A 24,706-nucleotide genomic window follows, 5' to 3' on the forward strand; every position below is an offset into this window, starting at 1 on the left:
TTTCCATCGGGGCTATGCCAAATTATTTCATAAGTACTACTACACATATTTCCAAACTAGGAATGCGTACCTTTGCATGGAAATTAAGAAAATGAAAACTACAAACAACTCCGAGAAAACAAGTCTGCATCCTAGAAACCCGCATCGTTTGCGTTATGATTTCGAACAACTAATCGCAGATTGTTCCGAATTAAAAAAACACGTTATTATAAACGAGCATGGTATCGAAACGATTGATTTTAGTAATCCCGAAGCTGTGAAGTCACTTAATAAAGCGTTATTAATTCATTATTACGACATCCAAAATTGGGACATCCCCAAAGATTATCTTTGCCCTCCAATTCCCGGAAGAGCTGATTACATTCATTACATAGCCGATTTATTAGCTACAACAAATAATGGAGTTATTCCGCAAGGCGAGGCAATTTTAGGTTTAGACATAGGCGTTGGTGCTAATTGTATTTATCCTATATTAGGAAATGCAGCCTATGGATGGAGCTTTGTGGGAACCGATATTGATGAAAAAGCAATCGAAAATTGCAGCAAAATAATCGAAGCCAATCCTGAGCTAATAGATTTTATCAGTTTACAACAACAAACAGAATCTCGCTTTATATTCAAAAATATAATTACGCCCGAAGATAAATTTACATTCACGATTTGCAATCCACCTTTTCATTCTTCATCAGAAGAAGCTAATAAAAGTGCCGTTCGAAAAGTAACAAATCTAAATCCAAAAGCAAATAGAAAAGCAGCACCAGTTTTAAACTTCGGAGGTCATAATGCCGAACTATGGTGCGATGGTGGAGAGATTGGATTTATAACACAAATGATTTACGAAAGTGCCAAATACCCAATGCAATGTTTATGGTTTACAACACTAGTATCTAAAAGAGAAAACTTGTCTAGTATCTATAAAACAATAAATAAAGTAAATGCTTCAATCGTAAAAACAATCGATATGGCACAAGGTCAGAAAACAAGTCGTATTGTAGCATGGTCTTTCCTTACCGAAGCACAACAAAGTAAATGGAGTTTTAAAAGTGAAAATTAAATATAACTGATTATTATATTTTCTCATAACATTGTAATCATGAAAGATATAACTAAAAAGTTAACACTATAATCATTTGCTTTTTAATACTTTTAAATTTAATTGAAGGTAACTTTGCGGTTAAAAATTACACCACGAATTATTCTAATTTCTCTAATTTAAAAAACTTATATCTGTTTAATCTGCGTGCAAATAACCGCAATCTTGTCACCCTGACGTAGGAAAGGGCTCATCAAGTAGCTCGACAAAGATTATGGAGTTTCTCCCAATTCTTCGACTCGGGGTCAGGGTGACAAGATTGGAGAGAATCTTTACTCATTATTTGAGGTTCATTTTGAATAAGTTTCTAGGATTTAAACGCAAATTTGTCTTTCTGACGTAGGAAAGAATCTCCGCGAGTAACTCGACAATTAGGGATACGTTGATGTTAGTCTCTTGTGGAGACCCTTCGTCCCTCAGGGTGACAAGATTGGAGAAATCTTTCGCTCACTCTTTGCTGTTAATTCCTTTGCCACAAATTAAAATGATTAATTAAATTTCATCCCAAAGCTTCGGAATTGCTAACTTAAACATTCATAAAGTAACGCAGATAAAAAATCCGTTTTTATCAGTGTTTTCGCTTTAGCGAATCTGTCTCATCCGCGTTTCTTTCGCAAAGAGTCAGATAGAAATAAAAACCTTTGTGCCTTTGTTACTCAGAACCTTTTTTAGTCACAAATTTCAATTTAAGATTTTACTTTGTAACTTTACAATCCCAACAATTCTAAATTAAATAAATGAATTTTCAAGTAACCTCAGATTACAGTCCAAAAGGAGATCAACCGCAAGCAATTGAAAAATTGACTCAAGGAATAATTGATGGTGAAAAATACCAGACCCTCCTTGGAGTAACTGGTTCAGGAAAGACATTTACAGTTGCCAACGTTATTCAGGAAGTACAAAGACCAACTTTAGTTTTGGCACACAATAAAACATTGGCAGCACAATTATATTCAGAATTCAAGCAATTTTTCCCCAACAACGCCGTAGAATATTTCGTTTCCTATTACGATTACTATCAGCCAGAAGCTTTCATGCCTGTAACTGGAGTATTCATCGAGAAAGATTTATCTATTAACGAAGAGTTGGAAAAAATGCGTTTAAGCACAACATCTTCCCTACTCTCAGGACGACGTGATATATTAGTCGTAGCTTCCGTTTCTTGTTTATACGGTATCGGAAATCCTGTAGAATTCCAGAAAAATGTTATTGCAATAGAAAAAGATCAGGTTATTTCGAGAACCAAATTATTACATAGTCTGGTACAAAGTTTATATTCCAGAACCGAAGCCGATTTTAATCCTGGAAGTTTTAGAATAAAAGGAGATACTGTTGAGGTATATCCTAGTTATGCAGATGATGGATATCGAATTCATTTTTTTGGAGATGAAATTGAGGAGATAGAATCCTTTGATATAAAAACTTCTCAGGTTATTGAGAAATTCAACAAACTTACTATTTACCCTGCCAATATGTTTGTGACATCCCCAGACGTTCTGCAAGGAGCAATTTGGCAAATACAACAAGATCTGGTTAAACAAGTCGATTATTTTAAAGAAATAGGAAAACATCTTGAAGCCAAACGATTGGAAGAACGTACCAATTTTGATTTAGAAATGATTCGTGAGTTGGGTTATTGTTCAGGTATCGAAAACTATTCCCGTTATCTGGACGGAAGAGAAGCAGGAACAAGACCGTTCTGTTTACTTGATTATTTCCCCGATGACTATTTAATGGTTGTCGATGAAAGTCACGTAACATTATCTCAGGTTCATGCTATGTATGGAGGTGACAGAAGTCGTAAAGAAAACCTTGTAGAATATGGTTTCCGATTACCTGCTGCAATGGACAACCGTCCATTAAAATTTGAAGAATTTGAAGCCATGCAAAATCAGGTAATTTATGTTTCGGCAACTCCGGCTGATTATGAATTACAAAAAACAGATGGTGTAGTTGTAGAACAAGTAATCCGACCAACAGGATTATTAGATCCAATTATCGAAATACGCCCTAGTTTAAATCAAATTGATGATTTAATCGAAGAAATCCAAATTCGTTGCGAGTTAGATGAACGTGTATTAGTTACCACTTTAACCAAAAGAATGGCCGAAGAATTAGCCAAATACCTGACCAAAGTAAATATTCGTTGTCGTTATATTCACTCAGATGTAGATACTCTGGAACGTATCGAAATCATGCAAGATTTACGAAAAGGACTTTTTGATGTTTTAATTGGAGTAAACTTACTTCGTGAAGGTTTGGATTTACCCGAAGTTTCATTGGTAGCAATTCTTGATGCCGATAAGGAAGGATTTTTGCGTAGCCACAGATCATTAACTCAAACTATTGGTCGTGCAGCAAGAAACCTTAACGGAAAAGCAATTATGTATGCTGATAAGATTACAGCAAGTATGCAAAAAACTATCGATGAAACCAATTATCGTCGTACAAAACAAATTAATTTCAACCTCGAAAACAACCAAGTGCCAAAAGCATTAAACAAAAAAATTGATAGTGCTTTTACCAAAAACCCATTGGTAGAATATGAATTAGGTCATACATTGAGTGCTGCAGCCGAGCCAGACACAGCATACTTATCCAAAGCAGAATTGGAAAAAATGATTCGAGAAAAACGCAAATCGATGGAAAAAGCAGCAAAAGATTTAGACTTTCTTCAGGCGGCAAAATTACGCGATGATATTAAAAAACTCCAAGAACAATTGTCTTAATTGTGCTGTTCCTGAAAAATTTTCAATAATACTGCAGGGTCAATTATTGCATTTGGTGCATTCTTCATTAAATTAAGAATACGCTTCGTCGCTACAGGATTTAATCCCATATCAATCGCGATTTGCTGTATTGCTTTGGCTTCTTTACTATGCAATATCCCGTCACAGTACATGATTAAAGCCAATCTGTAAAATTGCTGAATACGCTGAAACTCCGATTTTATAACCAATGGAGGAACTTCCTGATGGAACAAATCCTTAAAAGTAACTTCATCGATATTTAATTCACGAGCAACCAGCCACAAAAAATCATATTCCCTCTTATGTAATTCTCCATCTACAGTCGAGAAAGATATTAACTCTAAAAGTAAACTTATTTTTTCGGCATCGGTATTCATCAAATTCATATTTTTAGCTAAAATATTGTTTTTAAATTTAAAATACAAAAACATCAGAAATGCAATTAATTATCAGAGCATACGATCTTAAATTAAAACATACATTTAGGATTTCAAGAAAAACAATTGATTTTCAACCGACCGTAATCGTTGAATTAAAAAAAGATGGATTCTCGGGTTTTGGTGAGGCAACATCAAATCCATATTATAATATTTCTATTCCGATACTGGAAAATGATATCGAAAAGATTCGTCCAATAATTGAAGCTATCGAGAATGAAACTCCCGAAGAATTTTGGGCAAAAATAACCCCATTATTACACCAAAATAAATTTGCCTTATGCGCCTTAGACAATGCCTATAATGATTGGTATGCCCGAAAAAAAAGTGTAAAACTATACCAACTATGGAATTATTCTATCAAAAATAATCCAATGACCAATTATACCATCGGAATTGATTCTATCGAAAAAATGGTTTTAAAAATGGAAGAATTACCGTGGCCGATTTATAAAATAAAACTAGGAACTCCCGAAGATATTGCCATTGTAACCGAATTAAGGAAACATAGCAATGCTATTTTTAGGATCGATGCCAATTGTGGATGGAATGTCGATGAAACTATTAAAAATGCCTTTGAGTTAAAAAAACTAGGAGTCGAATTCCTGGAACAACCACTTAAAGCAGATGATTGGAAAGGACATCAAGAAGTTTTTAAACATTCGGTTTTGCCAATTGTAGCCGATGAAAGCTGTATTATAGAAAGTGATATTGCCAAATGCCATAATCATTTTCACGGCGTAAATATAAAACTGATGAAATGTGGTGGTATCACACCTGGACGACGAATGCTTCATGAGGCAAAACAATTGGGATTAAAAACAATGGTAGGCTGTATGACCGAATCTACAGTAGGAATTTCGACAATTGCGCATTTATTACCTGAACTCGATTATGTCGATATGGACGGTGCCTTATTATTAGAAAAAGACATTGCAAGTGGAGTTATAATACAAAATGGAGAAATAAAATATGCCGAAGGTAATGGAACAGGTGTTATCTTATATTAATCTCAATTTCAATATAAGTAAAGTGACTATTCAATTACTTTTAAAACGTACCTTTGTAAAAAATTAAACGATGACAAATAACGATATCCTAAAAAAACTACGCGTAGCCTTAATGCTTCGTGACGACCAAATAGTTGAAATATTAGAATTGGTAGATTTTAGAATTTCAAAATCAGAGTTGGGTGCTTTTTTTAGAGCCGAAGATCATGAGAACTATATGGAATGTGGCGATCAGGTATTGCGTAACTTCTTAAACGGATTAGTAATTCATTTAAGAGGAACAAAAGAAAATCCTAAAAACCCTAATGACGTTTTAGCGAAACACAAAGCAGAAATCCCTGCTAAAGATAGCACTAAAGAAAGACCCGAGTTTAAAGCAAAGCCAAAAGATGAAGAAAGATCTAGAGGAGATCAAAAACCATCTAAATCTGGAACTGCTGCTAAAAAACCTTTCAAAAAAAATAACAGTAAGTCAAATCCAAAAACGCAAGTAGTTGAAAAAGTAAAATTCAATTTTGGTAAAAACAAAAAATCCTAAGCTCACACTTAGGATTTTTTTTTGCCAATTATGTTAAAGTAAACCATTTTTATGTTTTCAATCTCAATTCTGAATTCTTTTTGAATTTGAATCAGTATTTTTGTCTAAAATTAGATATCAAAACATGAAAAAACTTATTTTATTTTTAGCATTCGTATTCATTACCCAAATAAATGCACAAGACCGTCCAAAACTAGTAGTTGGTATTGTTGTGGACCAAATGAAAATGGAATATCTGTATCGGTTTTCAGATGACTTTTCACCAAATGGTTTCAAAAGGCTTATGGACAATGGATACACGTTTCAAAACATGCATTACAACTACATGCCAACTTACACTGCACCTGGTCATGCCTCTATTTATACTGGTACAACTCCTGCAACACACGGTATTGTAGGTAACGAATGGTTTAGCCGAAAATTAGGAAAACAAATGTATTGTACTGATGATGCCGGAGTGGCAACAGTAGGTGACGGTACAAAGGAAGAAGGCGCAATGTCTCCAAAAAACTTATTAAGTACTACAATTACAGATGAATTAAGAATGTCTACCAATTTTCAAGGAAAAGTAATTGGTGTGAGTCTTAAAGATCGTGGAGCAATTTTACCAGCTGGACACTTTGCCAATTGGGCTTTTTGGTATAGCAAAACGGGATCATTTATTTCAAGTACTTTTTACGGAGATAAATTACCTGATTGGGTAACAGAATTTAATAGCGAGAAACGTTATTTACCATACATAAACAAAGGTTGGGACCTTTACAAACCTCTTGCTGTTTATACTAGTAAAAGCTTACCGGATAACAATCCATACGAAGGAAAATTATACAATAGTACTGCACCAGTTTTTCCATACAACTTAAAAGATATGTATGATAAAAATGATGCAGGAGTTATTCGTTCTACTCCATTCGGAAATGACTTATTAGCCGAATTTGCTAAGAAAGCAATCGAAAAAGAAGAATTAGGAAAAGATAATATTACTGATTTCCTAACTGTTAGTTTTTCATCCACAGATTACGTTGGACATTTATTAGGACCACGTTCTATGGAACTTCAAGATACTTATTTACGTCTAGATCAAACTATTGCCGATTTCCTGGCTTACCTTGACAAAACTGTTGGTAAAGATAATTACCTACTTTTCTTAACAGCAGATCATGCTGGAGCAGAAAACGTGAATTATCTTAAAGACAATAAATACAACGTAAACAGCATTAGCCCAAAAGACATCCGTAAAAATCTGACCGATTTTTCAGTAAAAACTTTTGGTGCAGATTTAGTTTTAAATTATTCAAACTTCAATTTATTCTTTAACAAAGAAATCATCAAAACTAAAAAATTAGAATTGATTAAAGTAAAACAAGCTTTCAAAGAGTATTTAATGACTCAGGATTACGTAAAAAGAGTATATACCGAAGAAGAAATATTAAATGCTACTGGTAATGATTACTATTTAAACTTTATTGTAAAAGGATATGATGTAACTCAAAACGGAGATTTAATAGTTTTGGACAAGCCAGGTTATATCGAATATATGGGAACAGGAACATCACATGGAACACCTTATACTTATGATACACATGTTCCTGCAATTTTTTACGGATGGCATATTAAAAAAGGAGAATCATATAATAAAAAAGTGATTACCCAAATTGCACCAACAATTGCTCAAAAAATAAAAGTAACGTTCCCGAATGGAACAGAAGCAAATGTTCTTGAAGAAGTTTTAGACAAAAAATAATCTTCCTCTTAACGCATAAAAAAGGCTGTATTTATAAAAATACAGCCTTTTTTATTATCCAAATATTGAGTTTATCCTCTAAATCTATTTCGAACGATAATATCTTTGAGCTTAGCTTTTAGATCCTCGCCAGTATCATAGACCATTTGTTCATTATTAGGAAATGGAACAGCACGTTTATTAAAATATCCAAGATAACTATCTTCGCAAGCACTTCTATCCCCTTTGTATGTAGCATAAACATAATCAAAAACATATTCGCTGCTTACAGGAAATGATTGCATTAACTGGTTTGTTTTTAAATCAACATAATCAACCTTAGCAGTTACTTGGCAAGATTTAAATTGTCTGAACTCATATATATTCGCACGAAGCGTTCTATAATTATCCACTTTTATTTCACGCCCCAAACTATCCTTTACAGGTCTTCCTCTACCATCCAAAAGAGTTCTTACACCGTCTTTGACTTGTCTTTCTTTAATAAACTCTTTTTCTTTTATTTGTTCCGGCGAAATAAATATTTCTCTAAAATTTATAATCAAACTATAATCATAAACAACACTTTTTTGTCTAACACTATGGTAAACAGTCCATTTATCATTTAATCCATACGTGCTAAAATCTAATAAATCGTCCTGAAGTCGTTTAGGAATAACCATATTAGTTTCGTTTTTGGCATAAACATCTACAAAGTCAGTTCCTTTAAACTGAGCCTCATCCATCAATTTTTTCACATTCTTATATCCCGGATTAATGCTTTCCAAATAGAAAAAATCATCATACGCTTTTCTGTAATCTAGCTTATTATTAGATTTTAAAAGAGCCGAAGCATTTTCATATAAAAATTTTGATAATGAATTTCTACTGCTTACAATCTGCTCCGAATAATTATCAAACGGAAAATAGGCATTCTTTCCTTGTTTCAATAATTGCAATGGCAACAAAGGTCTTATCTTCTCCTGACGGTTATTTAATTGCATGTAAGTATTATAAACACGCTCTATATTGGCAGGATTTGCTTCTTTGGCCATCATATCAAGATTGCGCAAATCTCTGTCTTTCGCTTTTGCAAAAGCCTCTTCCAGCAAATACACATAATCTTGTTTTCCCTTAGAATCTTTTTTAGTCTTTAATGCTTCTACAGCACGGTCTATTGCCCCATCATAATTACCATCGCTTACCATCGATTGGGTAGTTTTTACACCACATGACGAAAGTGTCAGGAATAATATTGAAAAGAGTATTGTGATTTTTTGCATCCTTATTAATTTAATGGTGCAAATATATCTGTTTTAGATTAATTGAGATTAAGTAGCATCACGATTTTAAATTTGAGAAGCAGAAACTTTCATTTCCATAATAACCTTCTGTCCCGCTGTACACTAAATCTTTTTCTTGAAATCCTTCCTCCGTCAGGATTACAAGGAAAAGGATATCGTTCCCATCGGGTCTAGATTATACCTTTATTATTTACATAGAGACGTATTGCAGTCCGTTATTCAGTATTTAATCAAATACCTTATTTTATTCGGGCCAATACAAAACATTAAATTTATGACCATCTGGATCAGAAAACCCAAAGAAATATCCTTTCCCATAATCTTGTGGCTCGGCGAAAATTCTGCCTCCAGCCTTTTCAACAATCGCTAGCCATTGGTTTACTTCATTTTTGCTTTCAGCCGAAAGTGAAAATATAATTTCATTTCCAAGTTTTAAATCTGCCATTTCAGCATTGACAGCCCACTTAAATCTGTCTTTTACAAAAAAATGAATTATAAAATTGTCGTCTCCAAAAATAAAACTTGTTAGTTCACTAGAAGTATTGTGACCATTCCGTTTAAAACCTAATTCGCTGTAAAATTTGGTTGTTCTTTCTAAATTTTCAACTCCTAAATTAGCCCATATTTTTTTAGTTTTCATAAGATACATTTTAAAAAATTAGATTTAATTCCGAATATTAAATAATTAATCGTACAATAAATTTATGCATTTTTAAATTAATAAATTATAAAAACAGAGCCCACTGCTGCGTACCTCTATAATAAATCCTTACTCAATAGAAACATTATTTCATCTCAATCCAAGTCCGTAGAGACGCCAGTGCGCCTAATATTCTATAAGGTTTTACTTTTATTGTTTCCTAATTTTTATTTGATAAGCAATTTCCCAAAATAAAATCGAAAGAAAAGCGTAGCCCATTAATGCTGTTTTAATTCCGTAAGGATCATATTTTGAAAACAAATGTAAATTTCCAAACTTCAATGCTAAAAATAGAGCCAAAGAAGCAATTATAAAAGAGCATACAATATTTAATAAAGGCTTCCATTTTAGTATCAAAAAAGAGAAAATTAGATTGATAAGAAGAAAACCACAGCCTAAAGTTATAAATCTATGATCTTTTAATTTTTCGCCCAATGAAAGTAAAAAAGAAGTTGAAAAACTATATGTAAAGAATAACATTGAATAAATCAGAATGCGTATTTGTAATTTCATTTTTTGTTTATGTTTTTTGATTCGCCGAAATTACAAATTAAAAATGAAGCTTAGATTAGGTTAGACTTGATAATTAATATTGCGAATCTATATTTCATGGTTAACGCGAACGTCTCGCTAGTGCCCATAATCTATTGCTTGTTATCATAATCATTTAAGTAATTTATTCTCACGAGCGGGAAGACTATCAAACCAAGTATTACAATGAGTATTAGTCGGTATTTCCTTTTCATTATCCCTCTTTTTGTTGAGAGTCTCAACTAACCTGAGCATTAATTCACATTAACATCAAAAGAAACAGTATCATTTTTTACTCGTGTAACTTTATCATTAAATGTGTATTGGGTTATTGCTTTGATTCGATTGAGCCCCTTATGAGTTAAAATTTCCTCAACAATAATTTCTGCGGGTAATTTACTTTTAATAATTCTTTTTGCTTTTGAGTTATCAATACCTACTGTTTCTATTTTAAAAGTTCTTTTAGCATTGGGTATATTAGCTACTAAGTAGTTATATCTTATAGTGTCGCCAACTTTTAAGGTGTCTCGAGTATAGATTTCATACTTTTTTTCTTTTTCAATTTTATATTGATTTACAGGATATGTTGCATAACCATCATACATTTTTACTGTTTTTTTATCAAACTCGATAATAAAAGCAGTTCTTCCAAGACTATCACACATTATGTACTCGTTTATTAAACCATTTTGATTATAATAAGTACATTCCAGATTAATTTTACTATTTTTCCGATAAAAAAGAGATTCTAATTTACCATTATCATAATAATAGAAACAATTTCCATTTGGCTCATTATCAACAAACTGACCTTCATTAATTTTAATTCCTTTTTCATTATAACTTATGAATTTTCCGTGAAAAATTGTGTCACCATTTCTAATAACATATTCTTTTGTTCTTAATAATGTCCCTTCTGGACTATACTTCTTTAAAATATAGGTTTCTTCTTCTTTAAAATAAAAAAGCAAGACTATCAAACCGAGTATCACAAGGAGTACTATTATTATATATTTCTTTTTCATTATTTCTTTTTTTGTTGTGCTTTTAAGACGTCTTCTCTTATTTGCACATTTTTATTTGGATTTTTAGGATCATTAACAATTTGAACCATCTTTGTCTGACCTGTTTTTGAGAGTTTTTCATCAGATTCTTCATTTACAGATTTTCCTGCTTTTATTGCATTCGCACCATGATCAGTTGCAGTCATAAAATCGTCTGCTTTGTTTTCTATTGTTGGTTTTCCTCCATTAGTTCCTTTTCCTCTGGAAGTACTTCCTTTTACTTCAAATCCCAATATAGCAACAAGCGCTTCAAGTGCACCTCCAAAATCAATCCATGTAACATCTCTTCCGCCTCTGCGCAAGGAGCTTGGATCTTGATAGTATTGAGTTTTTCAGAGAGAGCTAGTTTATTTTATAAAAATAAATGCCGTATGATATTTTCATAAGGCATTTATTATAATTTACTTCGTTTTTTATCGCAGCCTTTTAGACTAATTAACATTAACCTCAAAAGAAATTGTATCGTTAAAGGCAGGACTAATTTTATCCTCAAAATCATATTTAACAATTGCTCTAATTATATTTGTTCCTTTTTTTATTAAAACTTCTTCAACGTTAACCTTTGTTGGTGGGTTATGCTTTATCGTTCTTTTAACCTTTTCATTATCGGCACTCATATTTTCCACTTTAAAATTACGTTTAGTATTCGGTAAATTAGCTAGTAAATATTGATACTTTAAGGTATCACCAACTTTTAACACTTGTTCGGTTTTAATATTATATTGCTTTTTATGAGTAAACATATATTGGTAAACTTCTAATAGAGGATAACCTTTGTATTCCCTTACTCCTTTTTCGTCATAACTAATAATAAAAGAAGATTTACCAAAATCATCATACATAGTATAATTTTCGATTAAGCCATCCTGATTGTAATAGATACTTTCTTCTGTAATTTTACCGTTTTTAAATTGTATTGTTTCTACTTTACCATTATCATAATAATAAATACATTTTCCCTTTATGTGACCATCAACAAATTGTCCCTCTGCAATTTTAATCCCTTTTTCATCGTAGTTTATAAATTTCCCATGCAGAATTGTATCGCCATTCTTAATTACGTATTCATTTGTTCCTATTAATTTCCCCGTTGAACTATATTCTTTTAAAGTATATACTTTATCAACATTAAAGTAAAAAAGCAAGACTATCAAACCAAGTATCACAGAAAACACTATTATTATATATTTCTTTTTCATTATTTCTTTTTCATTATTTCTTTTTTTGTTGTGCTTCTAAGATGTCACTTCTCACCTGCACATTCTTATTGGGGTTTTTAGAATCATTAACAGTTTGAATCATTTGAGTTTTCTCTTTTTTTGTCTCTTCCTTGTTTGCTTCTTCTTTTACAGATTTCCCTGCTTTTATTGCATTCGCACCAAAATCAGTTGCATTTATCCCATCATCAATTTTGTTTTCTAATCTTGGTTTTCCTCCATTTGTTCCTTTTCCTTTTGAAGTGCTACCTTTCGTTTCAAAACCTAATATAGTAATAAGAGCTTCAAATGCACCTCCAAGATCAATCCATGTAACATCTCTTCCGCCTCTGCGCAATGAATTTGAGGGATTTAAAAATCATAAATTTAAAAACTTACATTTTTTATCATTCTATTTCTCTCATTAATTTACATTTACTTCAAAAGAAATTGTATCATTTAGAATTGGAACGATTTCATCATTAAATTCATATTTAACAATAGCTCGTATTGTATTGACTCCTTTTTTTGTTAAAACTTCATCAACATCAATACCTACTGGAAATTTCTTTTTAATAATTCTTTGAACTTTAGTGTTGTCAATACTTAAATTTTCTATCTTAAAAGTACGTTTTGAATAAGGAATTTCTGCTAATAAATATTTATATTTTAAAGTATCACCAACACTTAAAGTCTGATTAGTCTGAATGTTAAATTGCTTTTTGTGACTAAATTTATATTGATAGATTTCTAATAAAGGATGACCATCATAACTTCGTACGCTCCTATTACTATAATTAATTTTAAAGGAAGGATTTCCTAAGTCATTATATATAATGTATTTTTCTATCAGACCAATTGAACTATAATAAGTACTTTCTTCTTTAATTTCATTTGTCTTATAATAAATTATTGATTCTATCTTACCATTATCATAGTAATTAGTGACTTTTCCAACAACATGACCATTAACAAAATTACCCTCAGATATTTTACGTCCATTTTCATTATAGTAATTACATTTGCCATGAAAAACAGTATCACCATTTTTAAGTAAATATTCCATTGTAATCGTTTTTTTTGTCTTGGAGTCATATTTTTTTAAGACATAAATTTTTTCGTCATTATAGCTGAAAAATATTATTAGAAATCCAACTATTACAACAAATAACATCAAAAGCGTAATCTTATATATTTTCATTATTTCTTCTTTTTTTGTTGTAATTCAAATTCCTCTTTACTTATCCAAGTTCTATTCTGTGTTGTCGAATTATAATCAATTTGTATCATTTCATTTTTTTTAGGCAAATTATGTTTTCCTTTTTTAGTGGATTTATCATAAATTGTAATAAATTCTTTTGTAGCACTCGCACCAAAATCAGTTGCATTTATCCCATCTTCCATTTTATTTTCATAAGTTGGTTTTCCTCCGTTTGTTCCTTTTCCTCTTGATGTACTACCTTTCGTTTCAAAACCTAATATAGTAATAAGAGCTTCAAATGCACCTCCAAAATCAATCCATGTAACATCTCTTCCGCCTCTGCGCAAGGAGCTTGGGTCTTGATAGTTTCCTCCGTCAGAAAATGCAAATCCTCCACTAAAAAATGATGATTTCTTTTTTTTACTAAAATTATGAATAATTTCTCCGTTATAGGTTATTAGTTTGGTCTCTCCATCCAATAATAATCTGTTACCATTAATAAATGTTTTCCCCCAGGTATGTCCTAAATTAGAATAATGGTCAATTTTGGCATGTCCGTCAAGCCAGATTAATTCTCCTGTTTTTTTATTTCTGTACCAATCAAATGGTGTTTGTCCATAAAAATCAACCAAACGCAATAAATCTCTGTTGTAAGCTGCATACGACGAATACTGCCCAAGATCTGCATTATCTTTATGAAAGTAATTTTCTGACTCAAAGTGTCTAAACATAATAATTATTGTAAGTTATTACTTCTTTTTAACAATGATACGCATAAATTATTTAACTTACAATGCCTACTTTCAATTATTTACATACTTAAAAATCAATAGTTAACCTCATCCCTCGGATATGCTCAAAAATAGCGTGGAAATTCTTTTCTATGCCCGTACCTAAGATACAAAAGCATTACATTAATACAAAAGGTCTTAATCGTTACAACTTCAATTAATAATAAAATAAAAAAAAGAGACACAAGTCTCTTTTTTTGGAATTAATATATCTTTATAATAGGTTATTTCCCTTTATATAATTTTTCTAAATATTCTACTTTTTCTTTTTCAGCCTGAACTAAACGCTCGTAAAGTTCAACAACTTTATCAAGAGGATTGAATGTACAAGAATTATTTGTTATAAAGCTTCCTGAAACAGACTCATGAAAAGTATTAAAATAATTAAACACGTTTTCTTCAGAAAAATTTTCAAGTGCTTCTACGGTAACTCCAAGTGCTTTTGCAATTTCTGCGAGTTTTTTAGCATCAATTTCCTCGCTTCCTTCAATACCAGAGATAGCTTGCTGATTTGAACCAATTGCCTGAGCAAGTGCTTCTTGTTTCATCCCTCGAAGTTCTCTGATTCGGCTAATATTTCTGCCAATATGTTTTGGTTTTGTTGCTGTGCTCATAATTCAAAGATATTTAAAATTATTGAGAAAAATTGGTGTTGGTAAAAAACATACCTTTTTGGTACGATACGGTTTTTATGTGTTTTTTGCACAGAACAAAAATACGTTTTTTCTGATGGAAAAATTTACTGTATATTGTTTTAAGCTTCGATAGTACGCATTTGCAATCTGTACTCGTTCTGTCTGACAGTTGGAGTCAATATAAAACAAAAATATCCCGCTTCAAAAATGAAACGGGATATTTAAAATTGATGACTCTCTTTTTATTTTAAACTGTTGCTGCAACTTCTTGCGGCAACGGAATTTGATTTTTAAGTAAATCTTCGAATGTTTCGTGTTGTCTAATCAAGATTCCTTGTCCGTTCATCCAAAGAACTTCTGCTGGTTTGTATCTTGAATTATAGTTTGATGCCATTGAAAAACAATAAGCTCCTGCATTTCTGAAAGCAAGAATATCACCTTCGGTAATTTCTTGGATTCTACGGTTGTTAGCAAAGGTATCTGTTTCGCAAATGTACCCTACTACAGAGTAAAAACGCTCTTTCCCTTTTGGGTTTGAGATGTTTTCGATATGGTGTTGTGAACCGTAAAACATTGGACGAATCAAGTGATTAAAACCACTATCGATTCCTGCAAACACAGTTGATGTTGTTTGTTTTACAACATTTACTTTTGCTAAGAAGAAACCTGCCTCACTTACCAAGAATTTTCCTGGTTCAAAAATCAACGTTAAATCTTTCCCGTATTCCGCACAGAAAGAATTAAATCTTTTTGATAGTTTTTTACCTAATTCTTCAATATCCGTTTCGATATCTCCTTTTTTATAAGGTACTTTAAATCCGCTTCCGAAATCTAAAAACTCTAAGTTTTTGAAGTGTTTTGCGGTATCAAACAAGATTTCGGCAGCATACAAGAATACTTCGATATCTAAAATATCTGATCCTGTGTGCATGTGAATCCCTACAATACTCATTTTTGTATTCTCGACAATTCTTAATATATGAGGGATTTGATGTACTGATATTCCGAATTTACTATCGATATGTCCCACTGAAATATTAGCATTTCCACCCGCCATTACGTGCGGATTGATACGAATACAAACTGGTGTGTTAGGATATTTGGTTCCGAATTGCTCCAGAATAGATAAGTTGTCGATGTTTATTTGCACACCCATTGCAGCAACTTCTTCAATTTCTTCTAAAGAAACTCCGTTTGGTGTATAAAATATTCTTTCAGGCTCATATCCAGCGTGAAGTCCTAGTAATACTTCTTGAATAGATACTGTGTCTAATCCAGACCCCATATCCTTTAACAACTGAAGTATTGCAACATTAGACAAGGCCTTCATGGCATAGTTAATTCTAAGATTCTCTACTTTAGAGAACGCTTTAGTTAACCTGTTGTATTGTGATTGGATTTTTTCAGCATCATACACATATAATGGACTTCCAAATTGGTCTGCTAATTGCAGTAAATCTTTTGATTGCATTGTTAAACTATTTTTGACAAATTTATTACTCTTTTGAATACCCACCAATAAAACGTAAAATAATAACAAATTATAACAATTTGTTTAAAAACAAACATTTTGTGCGCAATATTAAAAATTTGTTACTAAGGTTCTGAGTTGCTAAGTTACTACGTTTTTTTTTTAGAAAAAACCTCTGAACCTTACTGTCTTACAATCTTAGCTCCTAAAAGCAAAACCCTTGAACAAATAACATTCAAGGGTTTTCTTTTGTTGTGTTGTTTGTTGGTTTATAGACTTGGTAAGTCTCCGCTTCCTTTTGTTGGTAAATTTGTAGATCCCATTAAATATAAATCTACTTCTCTTGCTGCCTCGCGACCTTCGGAGATTGCCCATACAATTAAAGATTGTCCTCTGCGCATATCACCAGCTGTAAAAATATGAGGAACATTTGTTTGATAATTTGTTGCTTTGTAATTGCTTCTCATATCTACCTGAAGTCCTAATTGATCGCTTAATGTTTTTTCTGGTCCTGTAAATCCAAGCGCCAATAAGGCTAAATCACATGGCCAAATTTTCTCTGATCCTTCTTTTTCTATAAGTTCTGGTCGTTGTCCCGGTGTCATTTTCCAAGCTACTTCAACAGTTTTTAAACCTACTAATTCTCCTTTTTCGTTAGCAAGAAACTCTTTGGTATTAATTAGCCAGTTTCTGTCACAACCTTCTTCATGAGAAGATGATGTTTTAAGTTGCAACGGCCAAAATGGCCAAGGTGTAGATTCGCTTCTTCCAACTGGTGGTTTAGGCAAAATCTCAAAATTAGTAACCGATTTTGCTCCGTGTCTGTTTGAAGTTCCGATACAATCTGATCCTGTATCTCCACCTCCAATAACAATAACATCTTTACCTGTAGCTTTTATTTGGTTTGGAATTTCTTCTCCAAATAAAACTTTTGTTTGTTGTGTTAAGAAATCCATTGCCTGAACAACACCTTTACTTTCGATTCCTTTTGTTGGTAAGCTTCTTCTTTCGGTTGCTCCCCCACATAAAACAATCGAATCGAATGCATTTAATTCTTCGATGCTATAATTAACACCAACATTTACATTGGTTTTAAAAACAATTCCTTCGGCTTCTAATATTACTACACGTCTGTCGATAATTCCTTTTTCTAATTTAAAATTTGGAATTCCGTAACGTAATAATCCACCTATTGCATTGTCTCTTTCAAAAACTGTAACGGTATGACCAGCTCTGTTTAATTGTTGTGCCGCTGCCAAACCTGCTGGACCTGAACCAATAACTGCAACTGTTTTTCCAGTTCTCTTTTTTGGCGGTTGTGGCTTAATCCAACCTTCAGCAAAACCTCTTTCGATAATATTCTTTTCGATATTTTCTATCGCAACTGGTTCTTTTATAATTCCTAATACACATGATTTCTCACATGGTGCCGGACATAAACGACCTGTAAATTCAGGAAAGTTATTTGTTGATTGCAAAATTTTTAATGCACTCTCCCACTCTTCCTGATGTACCATGTCGTTAAAATCTGGAATTAAATTCCCTAACGGACATGCACTGTGGCAAAACGGAATACCACAATCCATACATCTTGAACCTTGTTCTTTAATCTTATCTTTTTCTAAGGTTATCGTAAACTCATTATAGTTTGAGATACGTTCCTTAACAGCGATATTACTTTCGTCTGCTCTATTATATTCTTTAAATCCACCTATCTTACCCATGACTTTTTAATTAAATTCCAATTTTTAAAATTCCAAATCCTTCTCCCAAGGTCTCGGGACGATGAGGAAGACATTGCCATTGAAATTGATTTTTGAAATTGATGTTTTATTAAGCTATTAGTTCTTCAATTTGCTTCTCTTCTGCTATTCTTTGTAATGCCTTTTTATAATCTGTTGGCATTACTTTGATGAAATGTTCCTGTTCGTTTTCCCAGTCGGCCAAAAGTCTTTTTGCTAAAGGACTATTTGTGTATAACGAATGGTTTTTGATTAAACGTCTTAACTTGATAAAATCATCTTCTTCCATTGGATCAAATGCAACCATTTCCATGTTACATAATGTAGAATCGAATTTTCTATTCTTGTCGTAAACGTAAGCAACACCACCGCTCATACCCGCAGCAAAATTTCTTCCGGTTTTACCTAAAATAACAACAGTTCCTCCGGTCATGTATTCGCAACCGTGATCTCCAATTCCTTCTACAACTGCTGTTGCTCCAGAATTTCTCACACAAAAACGTTCTCCGGCCATACCATTAATGTATGCTTCACCTGTAATAGCTCCGTAAAGAGCAACGTTACCAATAATAATATTTTCCTCAGGTTTGAAAGTTGCTGTTGGTGGAACTTTAATAATCAGTTTTCCTCCAGAAAGTCCTTTTCCTAAATAATCATTACAGTTTCCGTGAATTTTAAATGACAATCCGTTGGTAGCAAATGCTCCAAAACTTTGTCCTGCAGAACCTTCAAAATCGACTAATATAGTATCTTCAGGTAATCCTTGGGCACCATATATTTTTGAAATTTCATTACTTAAAATTGCACCTACAGAACGGTCTGTATTCTTAATTTTAAAATTAACTCTTGTTTTTTCTTTTCTATAAATAGAAGGAATTGCTTCTTTTATAATTGCGAAATCCAATACGTTTTCTAATGCGTGATCTTGTGTTGTAGTATTGTGATTCGGAACTGTTTTAGCTTTCTCTGGTTTATAAAGAATAGCAGATAAATCCAATCCATTAGCTTTATAATGTTTGATAGCTTTGTTCACATTTAATTTTTGTGATTGCCCAACCATTTCTTTTAAAGTTCTGAATCCTAATTGTGCCATGATTTCTCTTAACTCTTCTGCAATAAAATACATAAAGTTGATTACATGCTCTGGAGTTCCTTTGAAATTTTTTCTTAATTCTGGATCCTGTGTCGCAATACCAACTGGACATGTATTTAAGTGACAAGCTCTCATCATGATACATCCTGAAGCTACAAGTGGCGCTGTGGCAAAACCAAATTCTTCAGCTCCTAATAAAGCTGCAATAGCTACATCACGACCTGTTTTTAACTGACCATCACATTCTAATACTACACGACTTCTTAAATCATTTAAGATTAAAGTTTGTTGTGCTTCCGCCAAACCAAGTTCCCAAGGAATACCTGTATGTTGTAAAGATGTTAATGGTGCAGCACCAGTTCCTCCGTCGTAACCAGAAATCAAAATCACATCGGCTTTTGCTTTTGCAACACCAGCAGCAATGGTTCCTACTCCAACTTCTGAAACTAATTTTACGTTTACACGTGCTTCACGATTGGCATTTTTTAAATCAAAAATTAATTGAGACAAATCTTCGATAGAATAAATATCGTGGTGAGGTGGTGGAGAAATAAGCCCAACATAAGGTGTTGAATTTCTTGTTTCTGCAATCCAAGGCACCACTTTTTCACCAGGTAATTGTCCTCCTTCTCCAGGTTTTGCACCTTGAGCCATTTTTATTTGAATCTCTTTAGCATTTGTCAAATAGTTGATAGAAACACCAAATCTTCCTGAAGCAACTTGCTTGATAGCACTATTTCTAGAATCACCATTAATTTCTTTCTGGAAACGTTTAGGGTCTTCTCCTCCTTCTCCCGAATTACTTTTTCCGCCAATTCTATTCATTGCAATTGCTAAATTCTCATGTGCTTCTCTACTAATAGATCCATAAGACATTGCTCCTGTTTTGAATTTTTTTACAATTTCTGTCCAAGGTTCTACTTCATCAATAGAAATTGGATCTAAGTTATTAAATTCAAATAAACCTCTAATTGTCATAAGGTTTGAGCTTTGCTCATTGACCATGTCAGAGTATTCTTTATAACTTTCTGGACTGTTTAAGCGAACTGCTTGTTGTAACTTGGCAATTGTAGTTGGATTGAACATGTGTTTTTCACCTGATCTTCTCCATCTGTAAATGCCTCCAATTTCTAATGGCAATAAATTGGCAATTTTAGAATTTGGAAATGCTTTTTGGTATCTTTTCTTTACTTCTTTTTCAATCTCCATTAAACCGATTCCTTCTATTCGAGATGGTGTGTATGGGAAATATTTAGTTGAAAAAGTTTTATTTAATCCTAAGATTTCAAAAATCTGTGCAGCTCTATATGAGTGTAATGTAGAGATACCTATTTTATTCATAATCTTAAGAATACCTTTTGCAATAGCTTTATTATAATTTGCAATAGCATAATCGGCTTTTATTCCAGTAATAAAACCTTCCTCAACCTGATTATGTATAATCTCATTTACCATATAAGGATTGATAGCACTAGCGCCATAACCAAATAATAATGCAAAATGATGTGGCTCACGTGGTTCTGCCGATTCAATTATAATTCCGAATTTAGAACGAACCTGTAAGATATTCAAAGAATGATGTATATAAGAACAAGCCAATAACATAGGTATTGGCGCTAATTCTTTACTCACTCCTCTATCTGATAGGATGATGATATTATGTCCTTCATTTACAGCTTTAAAAGTTGCCTGAACACATTTTTCTAAAGCACGCTCTAGACCATTTACTCCTTTTTCTATTTTATACAAAGTAGAAATTGTTGCTGTTTTAAAATCTGCGTGATCTATATTCTTGATTTTATCCAAATCCTCTTTAGAGATAACTGGATTTTGGATTTTTAATTTTTTGCATTGTTTTGATTCAATTTCAAAAATATTAAAATCTCCTCCTACCGCTAAACTAATATCTGTGATAATTTCTTCACGAATACCATCCAAAGGTGGGTTGGTTACCTGCGCAAACAATTGTTTGAAATAATTATACAATAACTGTGGTTGCTCGGACAAAACTGCCAATGGAGTATCATTACCCATAGAGCTAATCGCTTCTGCTCCCTGAGATCCCATTGGGTTAATTATTGTTTTTAAATCTTCTATTGTATAACCAAATAATCTTTGTCTTGTTTCAAAATCAATACTCTCGATAGGAGTCGGATTGTTAGTATAAGGTACCTTCGCTAATGGCAATAAATTATCATTAAGCCATTTTTTATAAGGTCGTTTTGTTACGATAGCATTTTTAATCTCATCATCTTCAATAATACGCCCTGCGTTCATATCTACCAAGAACATTTTTCCTGGCTCCAAGCGACCGTGTTGTACCACATCTTCCGGATTAACATCAAGAACACCAATCTCTGATGACATGATTACAAAACCACTTTTAGTCAAAGTATAACGAGAAGGACGCAATCCATTTCTGTCGAGTAAAGCACCAATTACATTTCCATCGGTAAACGGAATCGAAGCTGGCCCATCCCAAGGTTCCATAATACAAGCATTATATTCGTAGAATGCTTTTTTATCTTCAGACATTGTTTGGTGTTTCTCCCAAGCTTCCGGTACAACCATCATCATTGCTTCTGGCAGTGATCTTCCTGTCATTAACAGTAATTCTACCACCATATCCATAGAAGCCGAATCTGATTTTCCTTCTAGGATAATAGGGAATAATCTTTTAATATCATCTCCAAAAATATCACTTTGCATCAATTCTTCACGGGCTCTCATTCTGCTAATGTTTCCGCGAAGTGTATTGATTTCACCATTATGACACATATATCTAAAAGGCTGAGCCAATTCCCAAGATGGGAACGTATTCGTAGAAAAACGTTGGTGTACTAATGCCAAACGTGTAACTAAATCAGTATCTTTTAAGTCGGTATAATATCCGCTGATATCTTCCGGCATCAACAAACCTTTATATATAATGGTTGTTGTAGATAAACTAGAAAAATAAAACATATGACTCTCAGAAGTTTTAGAATTTCTGACAGCATGTTCTGCTATTTTGCGAGCTGCAAATAACTTAGCGTTAAATTGTTGTTCTGTTAGATCTTGCCCATTTTTACTAACAAAAACCTGCTTAACGGTCGGTTCTTTTTCTGCTGCAATTTCTCCTAAACTATTTACATCAACCGGGACGTCTCTCCACCCTAAAATAGCTAAGTTTTGCTCTTTAATGGTTGTTTCAAATGCATTCATACAAAATGCAACTTGATTTTTACTCTTAGGTAAAAAAACCATTCCTACTCCATACTCACGTGTCTCAGGTATTTCAAAATCACATACTTTCTTAAAGAAACCATGTGGGATATCAAATAAAATTCCAGCACCGTCTCCAGTTCTTCCATCAGAACTAACTGCACCACGATGTTCCAATTTTATTAAGATATCCAATGCTTTATGAATGATGTCATTAGACTTAATACCATTCAAATTACAAATAAATCCTGCACCACAATTGTCGTGTTCAAATTCGGGCAGATATAGCCCTTGTTCTTTAACTTTCATTCTTGATATTTTTTTTTTACAAAAATAAAGATTCCGTTAAATATAATGTATAGAATAAACAGTATCACTTACATTTTTATACTAATAATAGAAAAACAATCCTAAATTGTCAATAATACTATTTACCCCACCCACAAATGACAAAATCATAATCCGAATTTCCTTTTTAGAGACAAAATCCCAATTATACAGCATAATCTGCAGTATTTTTTGTTAAATATCAAACGATATAGTGTCTTTAAATTAACATTCATTGCGCAATTATTTAACTTAAAATTTTAATTAATTTTAAACAAACTGCAAAGCAAAATTAGTCTTGCTTTTTATTCCAAAAAGATTTCATTTTAAAGTTGATTTTTGCTATTTTTGTGCCACTTTTATTCTGAAATTAATTCAGAACCAGACAAATTCTATATTATGAACATACACGAATATCAAGGAAAAGAAATTTTAGCTAGTTACGGAGTACGCATTCAACGCGGAATTGTGGCTAATAATGCGGTTGAAGCTGTAGCTGCTGCAAAACAATTAACTGCTGAGACTGGTACAGGATGGCACGTTATAAAAGCACAAATTCACGCAGGTGGACGTGGAAAAGGTGGTGGAGTTAAATTGGCTAAAAACTTACAACAAGTTGAAGAAATAGCTGAACAAATCATTGGAATGCAATTGATTACACCTCAAACTTCTGCTGAAGGTAAAAAAGTAAATAAAATTTTAGTTGCTGAAGATGTTTACTATCCTGGTGAAAGCGAAACTTCAGAATTTTATGTTTCTGTTTTATTGAATAGAGGTACAGGTCGTAACATGATCATGTATTCTACTGAAGGTGGTATGGACATTGAAGAAGTTGCTGAGCACACACCTCATTTAATCTTTACAGAAGAAATTGATCCTGCTGTAGGATTACAAGGTTTTCAAGCAAGAAGAATTGCCTTTAACTTAGGTCTTTCAGGAAATGCTTTTAAAGAAATGATTAAATTCATCAATTCATTATACAATGCTTATATTGGTTCTGATGCTTCTATGTTTGAAATCAACCCGGTTTTAAAAACATCAGACAATAAAATTATGGCTGTTGATGCTAAAGTAAATATCGATGATAATGCTTTATACAGACAACCAAAATATGCTGAAATGCGTGATATTCGTGAGGAGAACCCGATCGAAGTTGAAGCAAAAGAAGTAGGATTAAACTATGTAGATCTTGACGGTACTGTAGGTTGTATGGTAAATGGAGCAGGATTAGCAATGGCAACCATGGACTTAATTAAGTATGCTGGTTTCGAGCCTGCTAACTTCCTTGACGTTGGTGGTACTGCTGATGCTAAACGTGTTGAAACTGCTTTCCGTATCATTTTAAAAGATCCAAACGTTAAAGCTATCTTGATTAATATCTTTGGAGGAATCGTTCGTTGCGATCGTGTTGCTCAAGGAGTTGTTGATGCTTACAAAAACATGGGAGACGCCATTAAAGTGCCTATCATCGTACGCTTACAAGGTACAAATGCTGCTATTGCAAAAGAACTAATTGACAATTCTGGAATGCCAATTTTATCTGCAGTAGAATTTCAAGAGGCTGCTGACCAAGTTAAAGCTGCACTTTCTTAGTAAAAATAAAATTAGGATTTCAATTTTGAATCTCAAATATCAAACCTGCTCAATCGAGCAGGTTTTTTTATGCCTATATAACAGATAATTTTTATTAGACTCATCCAATCAAACTCTTTTCAGATATCCATAACACTTATTTTAAAGCCTTAATTTTAATTATTACAATGAAAATAACAAGTACAAAGTAGATTAAAATTATTACTTGTAGACCTCAAAATACATTCTACTCAAGATAATAATGAAATACATTATCAAAAAGCTCGTTACGTAACGTTTACGAATCTATTGCGAACTATTTTAGGG

20 protein-coding genes are annotated in these 24,706 nt (G+C 32.7%); 6 read left to right on the top strand and 14 right to left on the bottom strand.

What is annotated here, in order from left to right; all coding sequences use genetic code 11:
- The first annotated feature begins 91 nt into the window (after positions 1-91).
- Together rlmF and uvrB are read left to right on the top strand one after the other, a co-directional pair.
- Positions 92-1,054 carry a 23S rRNA (adenine(1618)-N(6))-methyltransferase RlmF gene (gene rlmF, locus OIU83_RS22890; RefSeq protein ID WP_264208591.1) on the top strand — a complete coding sequence of 321 codons (963 nt, stop codon included), beginning with the start codon at positions 92-94 and terminating at the stop codon, positions 1,052-1,054.
- 776 nt (positions 1,055-1,830) lie between these two features.
- A complete protein-coding gene (gene uvrB, locus OIU83_RS22895; RefSeq protein WP_264208592.1) occupies positions 1,831-3,822 on the top strand; it encodes an excinuclease ABC subunit UvrB in 1,992 nt (663 codons plus the stop codon).
- Here the strand turns inward: uvrB and OIU83_RS22900 are convergent.
- Positions 3,819-4,229: an excinuclease ABC subunit B gene (locus OIU83_RS22900; RefSeq protein ID WP_264208593.1), complete on the bottom strand. Its 411-nt coding sequence runs from the start codon at positions 4,227-4,229 to the stop codon at positions 3,819-3,821. The genes uvrB and OIU83_RS22900 overlap by 4 nt on opposite strands.
- 50 nt (positions 4,230-4,279) lie before the next feature.
- Between OIU83_RS22900 and OIU83_RS22905 the strand changes: the two genes are divergently transcribed.
- The 3 genes from OIU83_RS22905 (at position 4,280) to pafA (ending at position 7,572) form a co-directional block, all read left to right on the top strand.
- Complete coding sequence (locus OIU83_RS22905) at positions 4,280-5,290, top strand: dipeptide epimerase (protein ID WP_264208594.1); 1,011 nt, start codon at positions 4,280-4,282, stop codon at positions 5,288-5,290.
- Positions 5,291-5,360: 70 nt separating this feature from the next.
- Positions 5,361-5,828: a DUF1456 family protein gene (locus OIU83_RS22910; protein WP_264208595.1), complete on the top strand. Its 468-nt coding sequence runs from the start codon at positions 5,361-5,363 to the stop codon at positions 5,826-5,828.
- Between the two features lie 124 nt (positions 5,829-5,952).
- A complete protein-coding gene (pafA, locus tag OIU83_RS22915; protein WP_264208596.1) occupies positions 5,953-7,572 on the top strand; it encodes an alkaline phosphatase PafA in 1,620 nt (539 codons plus the stop codon).
- A gap of 71 nt (positions 7,573-7,643) precedes the next feature.
- Here the strand turns inward: pafA and OIU83_RS22920 are convergent, their stop codons facing one another.
- The 13 genes from OIU83_RS22920 to gltB form a co-directional block, all read right to left on the bottom strand.
- Positions 7,644-8,831: a hypothetical protein gene (locus OIU83_RS22920; RefSeq protein ID WP_264208597.1), complete on the bottom strand. Its 1,188-nt coding sequence runs from the start codon at positions 8,829-8,831 to the stop codon at positions 7,644-7,646.
- Between the two features lie 265 nt (positions 8,832-9,096).
- Positions 9,097-9,492: a VOC family protein gene (locus OIU83_RS22925; RefSeq protein ID WP_264208598.1), complete on the bottom strand. Its 396-nt coding sequence runs from the start codon at positions 9,490-9,492 to the stop codon at positions 9,097-9,099.
- Between the two features lie 210 nt (positions 9,493-9,702).
- Complete coding sequence (locus tag OIU83_RS22930; protein WP_264208599.1) at positions 9,703-10,065, bottom strand: hypothetical protein; 363 nt, start codon at positions 10,063-10,065, stop codon at positions 9,703-9,705.
- Positions 10,066-10,337: 272 nt separating this feature from the next.
- Positions 10,338-11,108 carry a toxin-antitoxin system YwqK family antitoxin gene (locus OIU83_RS22935; protein WP_264208600.1) on the bottom strand — a complete coding sequence of 257 codons (771 nt, stop codon included), beginning with the start codon at positions 11,106-11,108 and terminating at the stop codon, positions 10,338-10,340.
- Positions 11,108-11,449 (bottom strand): hypothetical protein, encoded by a 342-nt coding sequence (locus OIU83_RS22940; protein WP_264208601.1) that lies wholly within the window; start codon positions 11,447-11,449, stop codon positions 11,108-11,110. Before OIU83_RS22940 ends, OIU83_RS22935 begins: the two co-directional genes overlap by 1 nt.
- 129 nt (positions 11,450-11,578) lie before the next feature.
- Entirely contained in the window at positions 11,579-12,346 is a 768-nt protein-coding gene (locus tag OIU83_RS22945) for a toxin-antitoxin system YwqK family antitoxin (RefSeq protein ID WP_264208602.1), read from the bottom strand.
- Positions 12,347-12,359: 13 nt separating this feature from the next.
- Positions 12,360-12,701, bottom strand: a complete 342-nt coding sequence (locus OIU83_RS22950; protein ID WP_264208603.1) for a hypothetical protein — start codon at positions 12,699-12,701, stop codon at positions 12,360-12,362.
- A 66-nt stretch (positions 12,702-12,767) separates the two neighbouring features.
- Positions 12,768-13,544: a toxin-antitoxin system YwqK family antitoxin gene (locus OIU83_RS22955; RefSeq protein ID WP_264208604.1), complete on the bottom strand. Its 777-nt coding sequence runs from the start codon at positions 13,542-13,544 to the stop codon at positions 12,768-12,770.
- On the bottom strand, positions 13,544-14,275 hold the full coding sequence (locus OIU83_RS22960; RefSeq protein WP_264208605.1) for a hypothetical protein: 732 nt from the start codon (positions 14,273-14,275) through the stop codon (positions 13,544-13,546). Before OIU83_RS22960 ends, OIU83_RS22955 begins: the two co-directional genes overlap by 1 nt.
- 284 nt (positions 14,276-14,559) lie before the next feature.
- Positions 14,560-14,949, bottom strand: a complete 390-nt coding sequence (locus OIU83_RS22965; protein ID WP_264208606.1) for a helix-turn-helix domain-containing protein — start codon at positions 14,947-14,949, stop codon at positions 14,560-14,562.
- Positions 14,950-15,217: 268 nt separating this feature from the next.
- The gene (lysA, locus tag OIU83_RS22970) at positions 15,218-16,441 is read right to left on the bottom strand and encodes a diaminopimelate decarboxylase (RefSeq protein ID WP_264208607.1); all 1,224 of its coding nucleotides are present in this window, start codon (positions 16,439-16,441) and stop codon (positions 15,218-15,220) included.
- Between the two features lie 269 nt (positions 16,442-16,710).
- Positions 16,711-18,165 carry a glutamate synthase subunit beta gene (locus OIU83_RS22975; RefSeq protein WP_264208608.1) on the bottom strand — a complete coding sequence of 485 codons (1,455 nt, stop codon included), beginning with the start codon at positions 18,163-18,165 and terminating at the stop codon, positions 16,711-16,713.
- Between the two features lie 109 nt (positions 18,166-18,274).
- Positions 18,275-22,789, bottom strand: a complete 4,515-nt coding sequence (gene gltB / locus OIU83_RS22980) for a glutamate synthase large subunit (protein WP_264208609.1) — start codon at positions 22,787-22,789, stop codon at positions 18,275-18,277.
- A 417-nt stretch (positions 22,790-23,206) separates the two neighbouring features.
- Between gltB and sucC the strand changes: the two genes are divergently transcribed.
- Positions 23,207-24,400 carry an ADP-forming succinate--CoA ligase subunit beta gene (sucC, locus tag OIU83_RS22985; RefSeq protein ID WP_264208610.1) on the top strand — a complete coding sequence of 398 codons (1,194 nt, stop codon included), beginning with the start codon at positions 23,207-23,209 and terminating at the stop codon, positions 24,398-24,400.
- The last annotated feature ends 306 nt before the right edge of the window (positions 24,401-24,706 follow it).

It is taken from the genome of Flavobacterium shii (assembly GCF_025847235.1).
Taxonomy (GTDB): domain Bacteria; phylum Bacteroidota; class Bacteroidia; order Flavobacteriales; family Flavobacteriaceae; genus Flavobacterium; species Flavobacterium shii.

Bases quoted from the DNA above. Each gene is read 5' to 3' on its own strand.
- rlmF (WP_264208591.1), top strand. From the start codon at position 92: ATGAAAACTACAAACAACTCCGAGAAAACAAGTCTGCATCCTAGAAAC.
- uvrB (WP_264208592.1), top strand. From the start codon at position 1,831: ATGAATTTTCAAGTAACCTCAGATTACAGTCCAAAAGGAGATCAACCG.
- OIU83_RS22900 (WP_264208593.1), bottom strand. From the start codon at position 4,229: ATGAATTTGATGAATACCGATGCCGAAAAAATAAGTTTACTTTTAGAG.
- OIU83_RS22905 (WP_264208594.1), top strand. From the start codon at position 4,280: ATGCAATTAATTATCAGAGCATACGATCTTAAATTAAAACATACATTT.
- OIU83_RS22910 (WP_264208595.1), top strand. From the start codon at position 5,361: ATGACAAATAACGATATCCTAAAAAAACTACGCGTAGCCTTAATGCTT.
- pafA (WP_264208596.1), top strand. From the start codon at position 5,953: ATGAAAAAACTTATTTTATTTTTAGCATTCGTATTCATTACCCAAATA.
- OIU83_RS22920 (WP_264208597.1), bottom strand. From the start codon at position 8,831: ATGCAAAAAATCACAATACTCTTTTCAATATTATTCCTGACACTTTCG.
- OIU83_RS22925 (WP_264208598.1), bottom strand. From the start codon at position 9,492: ATGAAAACTAAAAAAATATGGGCTAATTTAGGAGTTGAAAATTTAGAA.
- OIU83_RS22930 (WP_264208599.1), bottom strand. From the start codon at position 10,065: ATGAAATTACAAATACGCATTCTGATTTATTCAATGTTATTCTTTACA.
- OIU83_RS22935 (WP_264208600.1), bottom strand. From the start codon at position 11,108: ATGAAAAAGAAATATATAATAATAGTACTCCTTGTGATACTCGGTTTG.
- OIU83_RS22945 (WP_264208602.1), bottom strand. From the start codon at position 12,346: ATGAAAAAGAAATATATAATAATAGTGTTTTCTGTGATACTTGGTTTG.
- OIU83_RS22955 (WP_264208604.1), bottom strand. From the start codon at position 13,544: ATGAAAATATATAAGATTACGCTTTTGATGTTATTTGTTGTAATAGTT.
- OIU83_RS22960 (WP_264208605.1), bottom strand. From the start codon at position 14,275: ATGTTTAGACACTTTGAGTCAGAAAATTACTTTCATAAAGATAATGCA.
- OIU83_RS22965 (WP_264208606.1), bottom strand. From the start codon at position 14,949: ATGAGCACAGCAACAAAACCAAAACATATTGGCAGAAATATTAGCCGA.
- lysA (WP_264208607.1), bottom strand. From the start codon at position 16,441: ATGCAATCAAAAGATTTACTGCAATTAGCAGACCAATTTGGAAGTCCA.
- OIU83_RS22975 (WP_264208608.1), bottom strand. From the start codon at position 18,165: ATGGGTAAGATAGGTGGATTTAAAGAATATAATAGAGCAGACGAAAGT.
- gltB (WP_264208609.1), bottom strand. From the start codon at position 22,789: ATGAAAGTTAAAGAACAAGGGCTATATCTGCCCGAATTTGAACACGAC.
- sucC (WP_264208610.1), top strand. From the start codon at position 23,207: ATGAACATACACGAATATCAAGGAAAAGAAATTTTAGCTAGTTACGGA.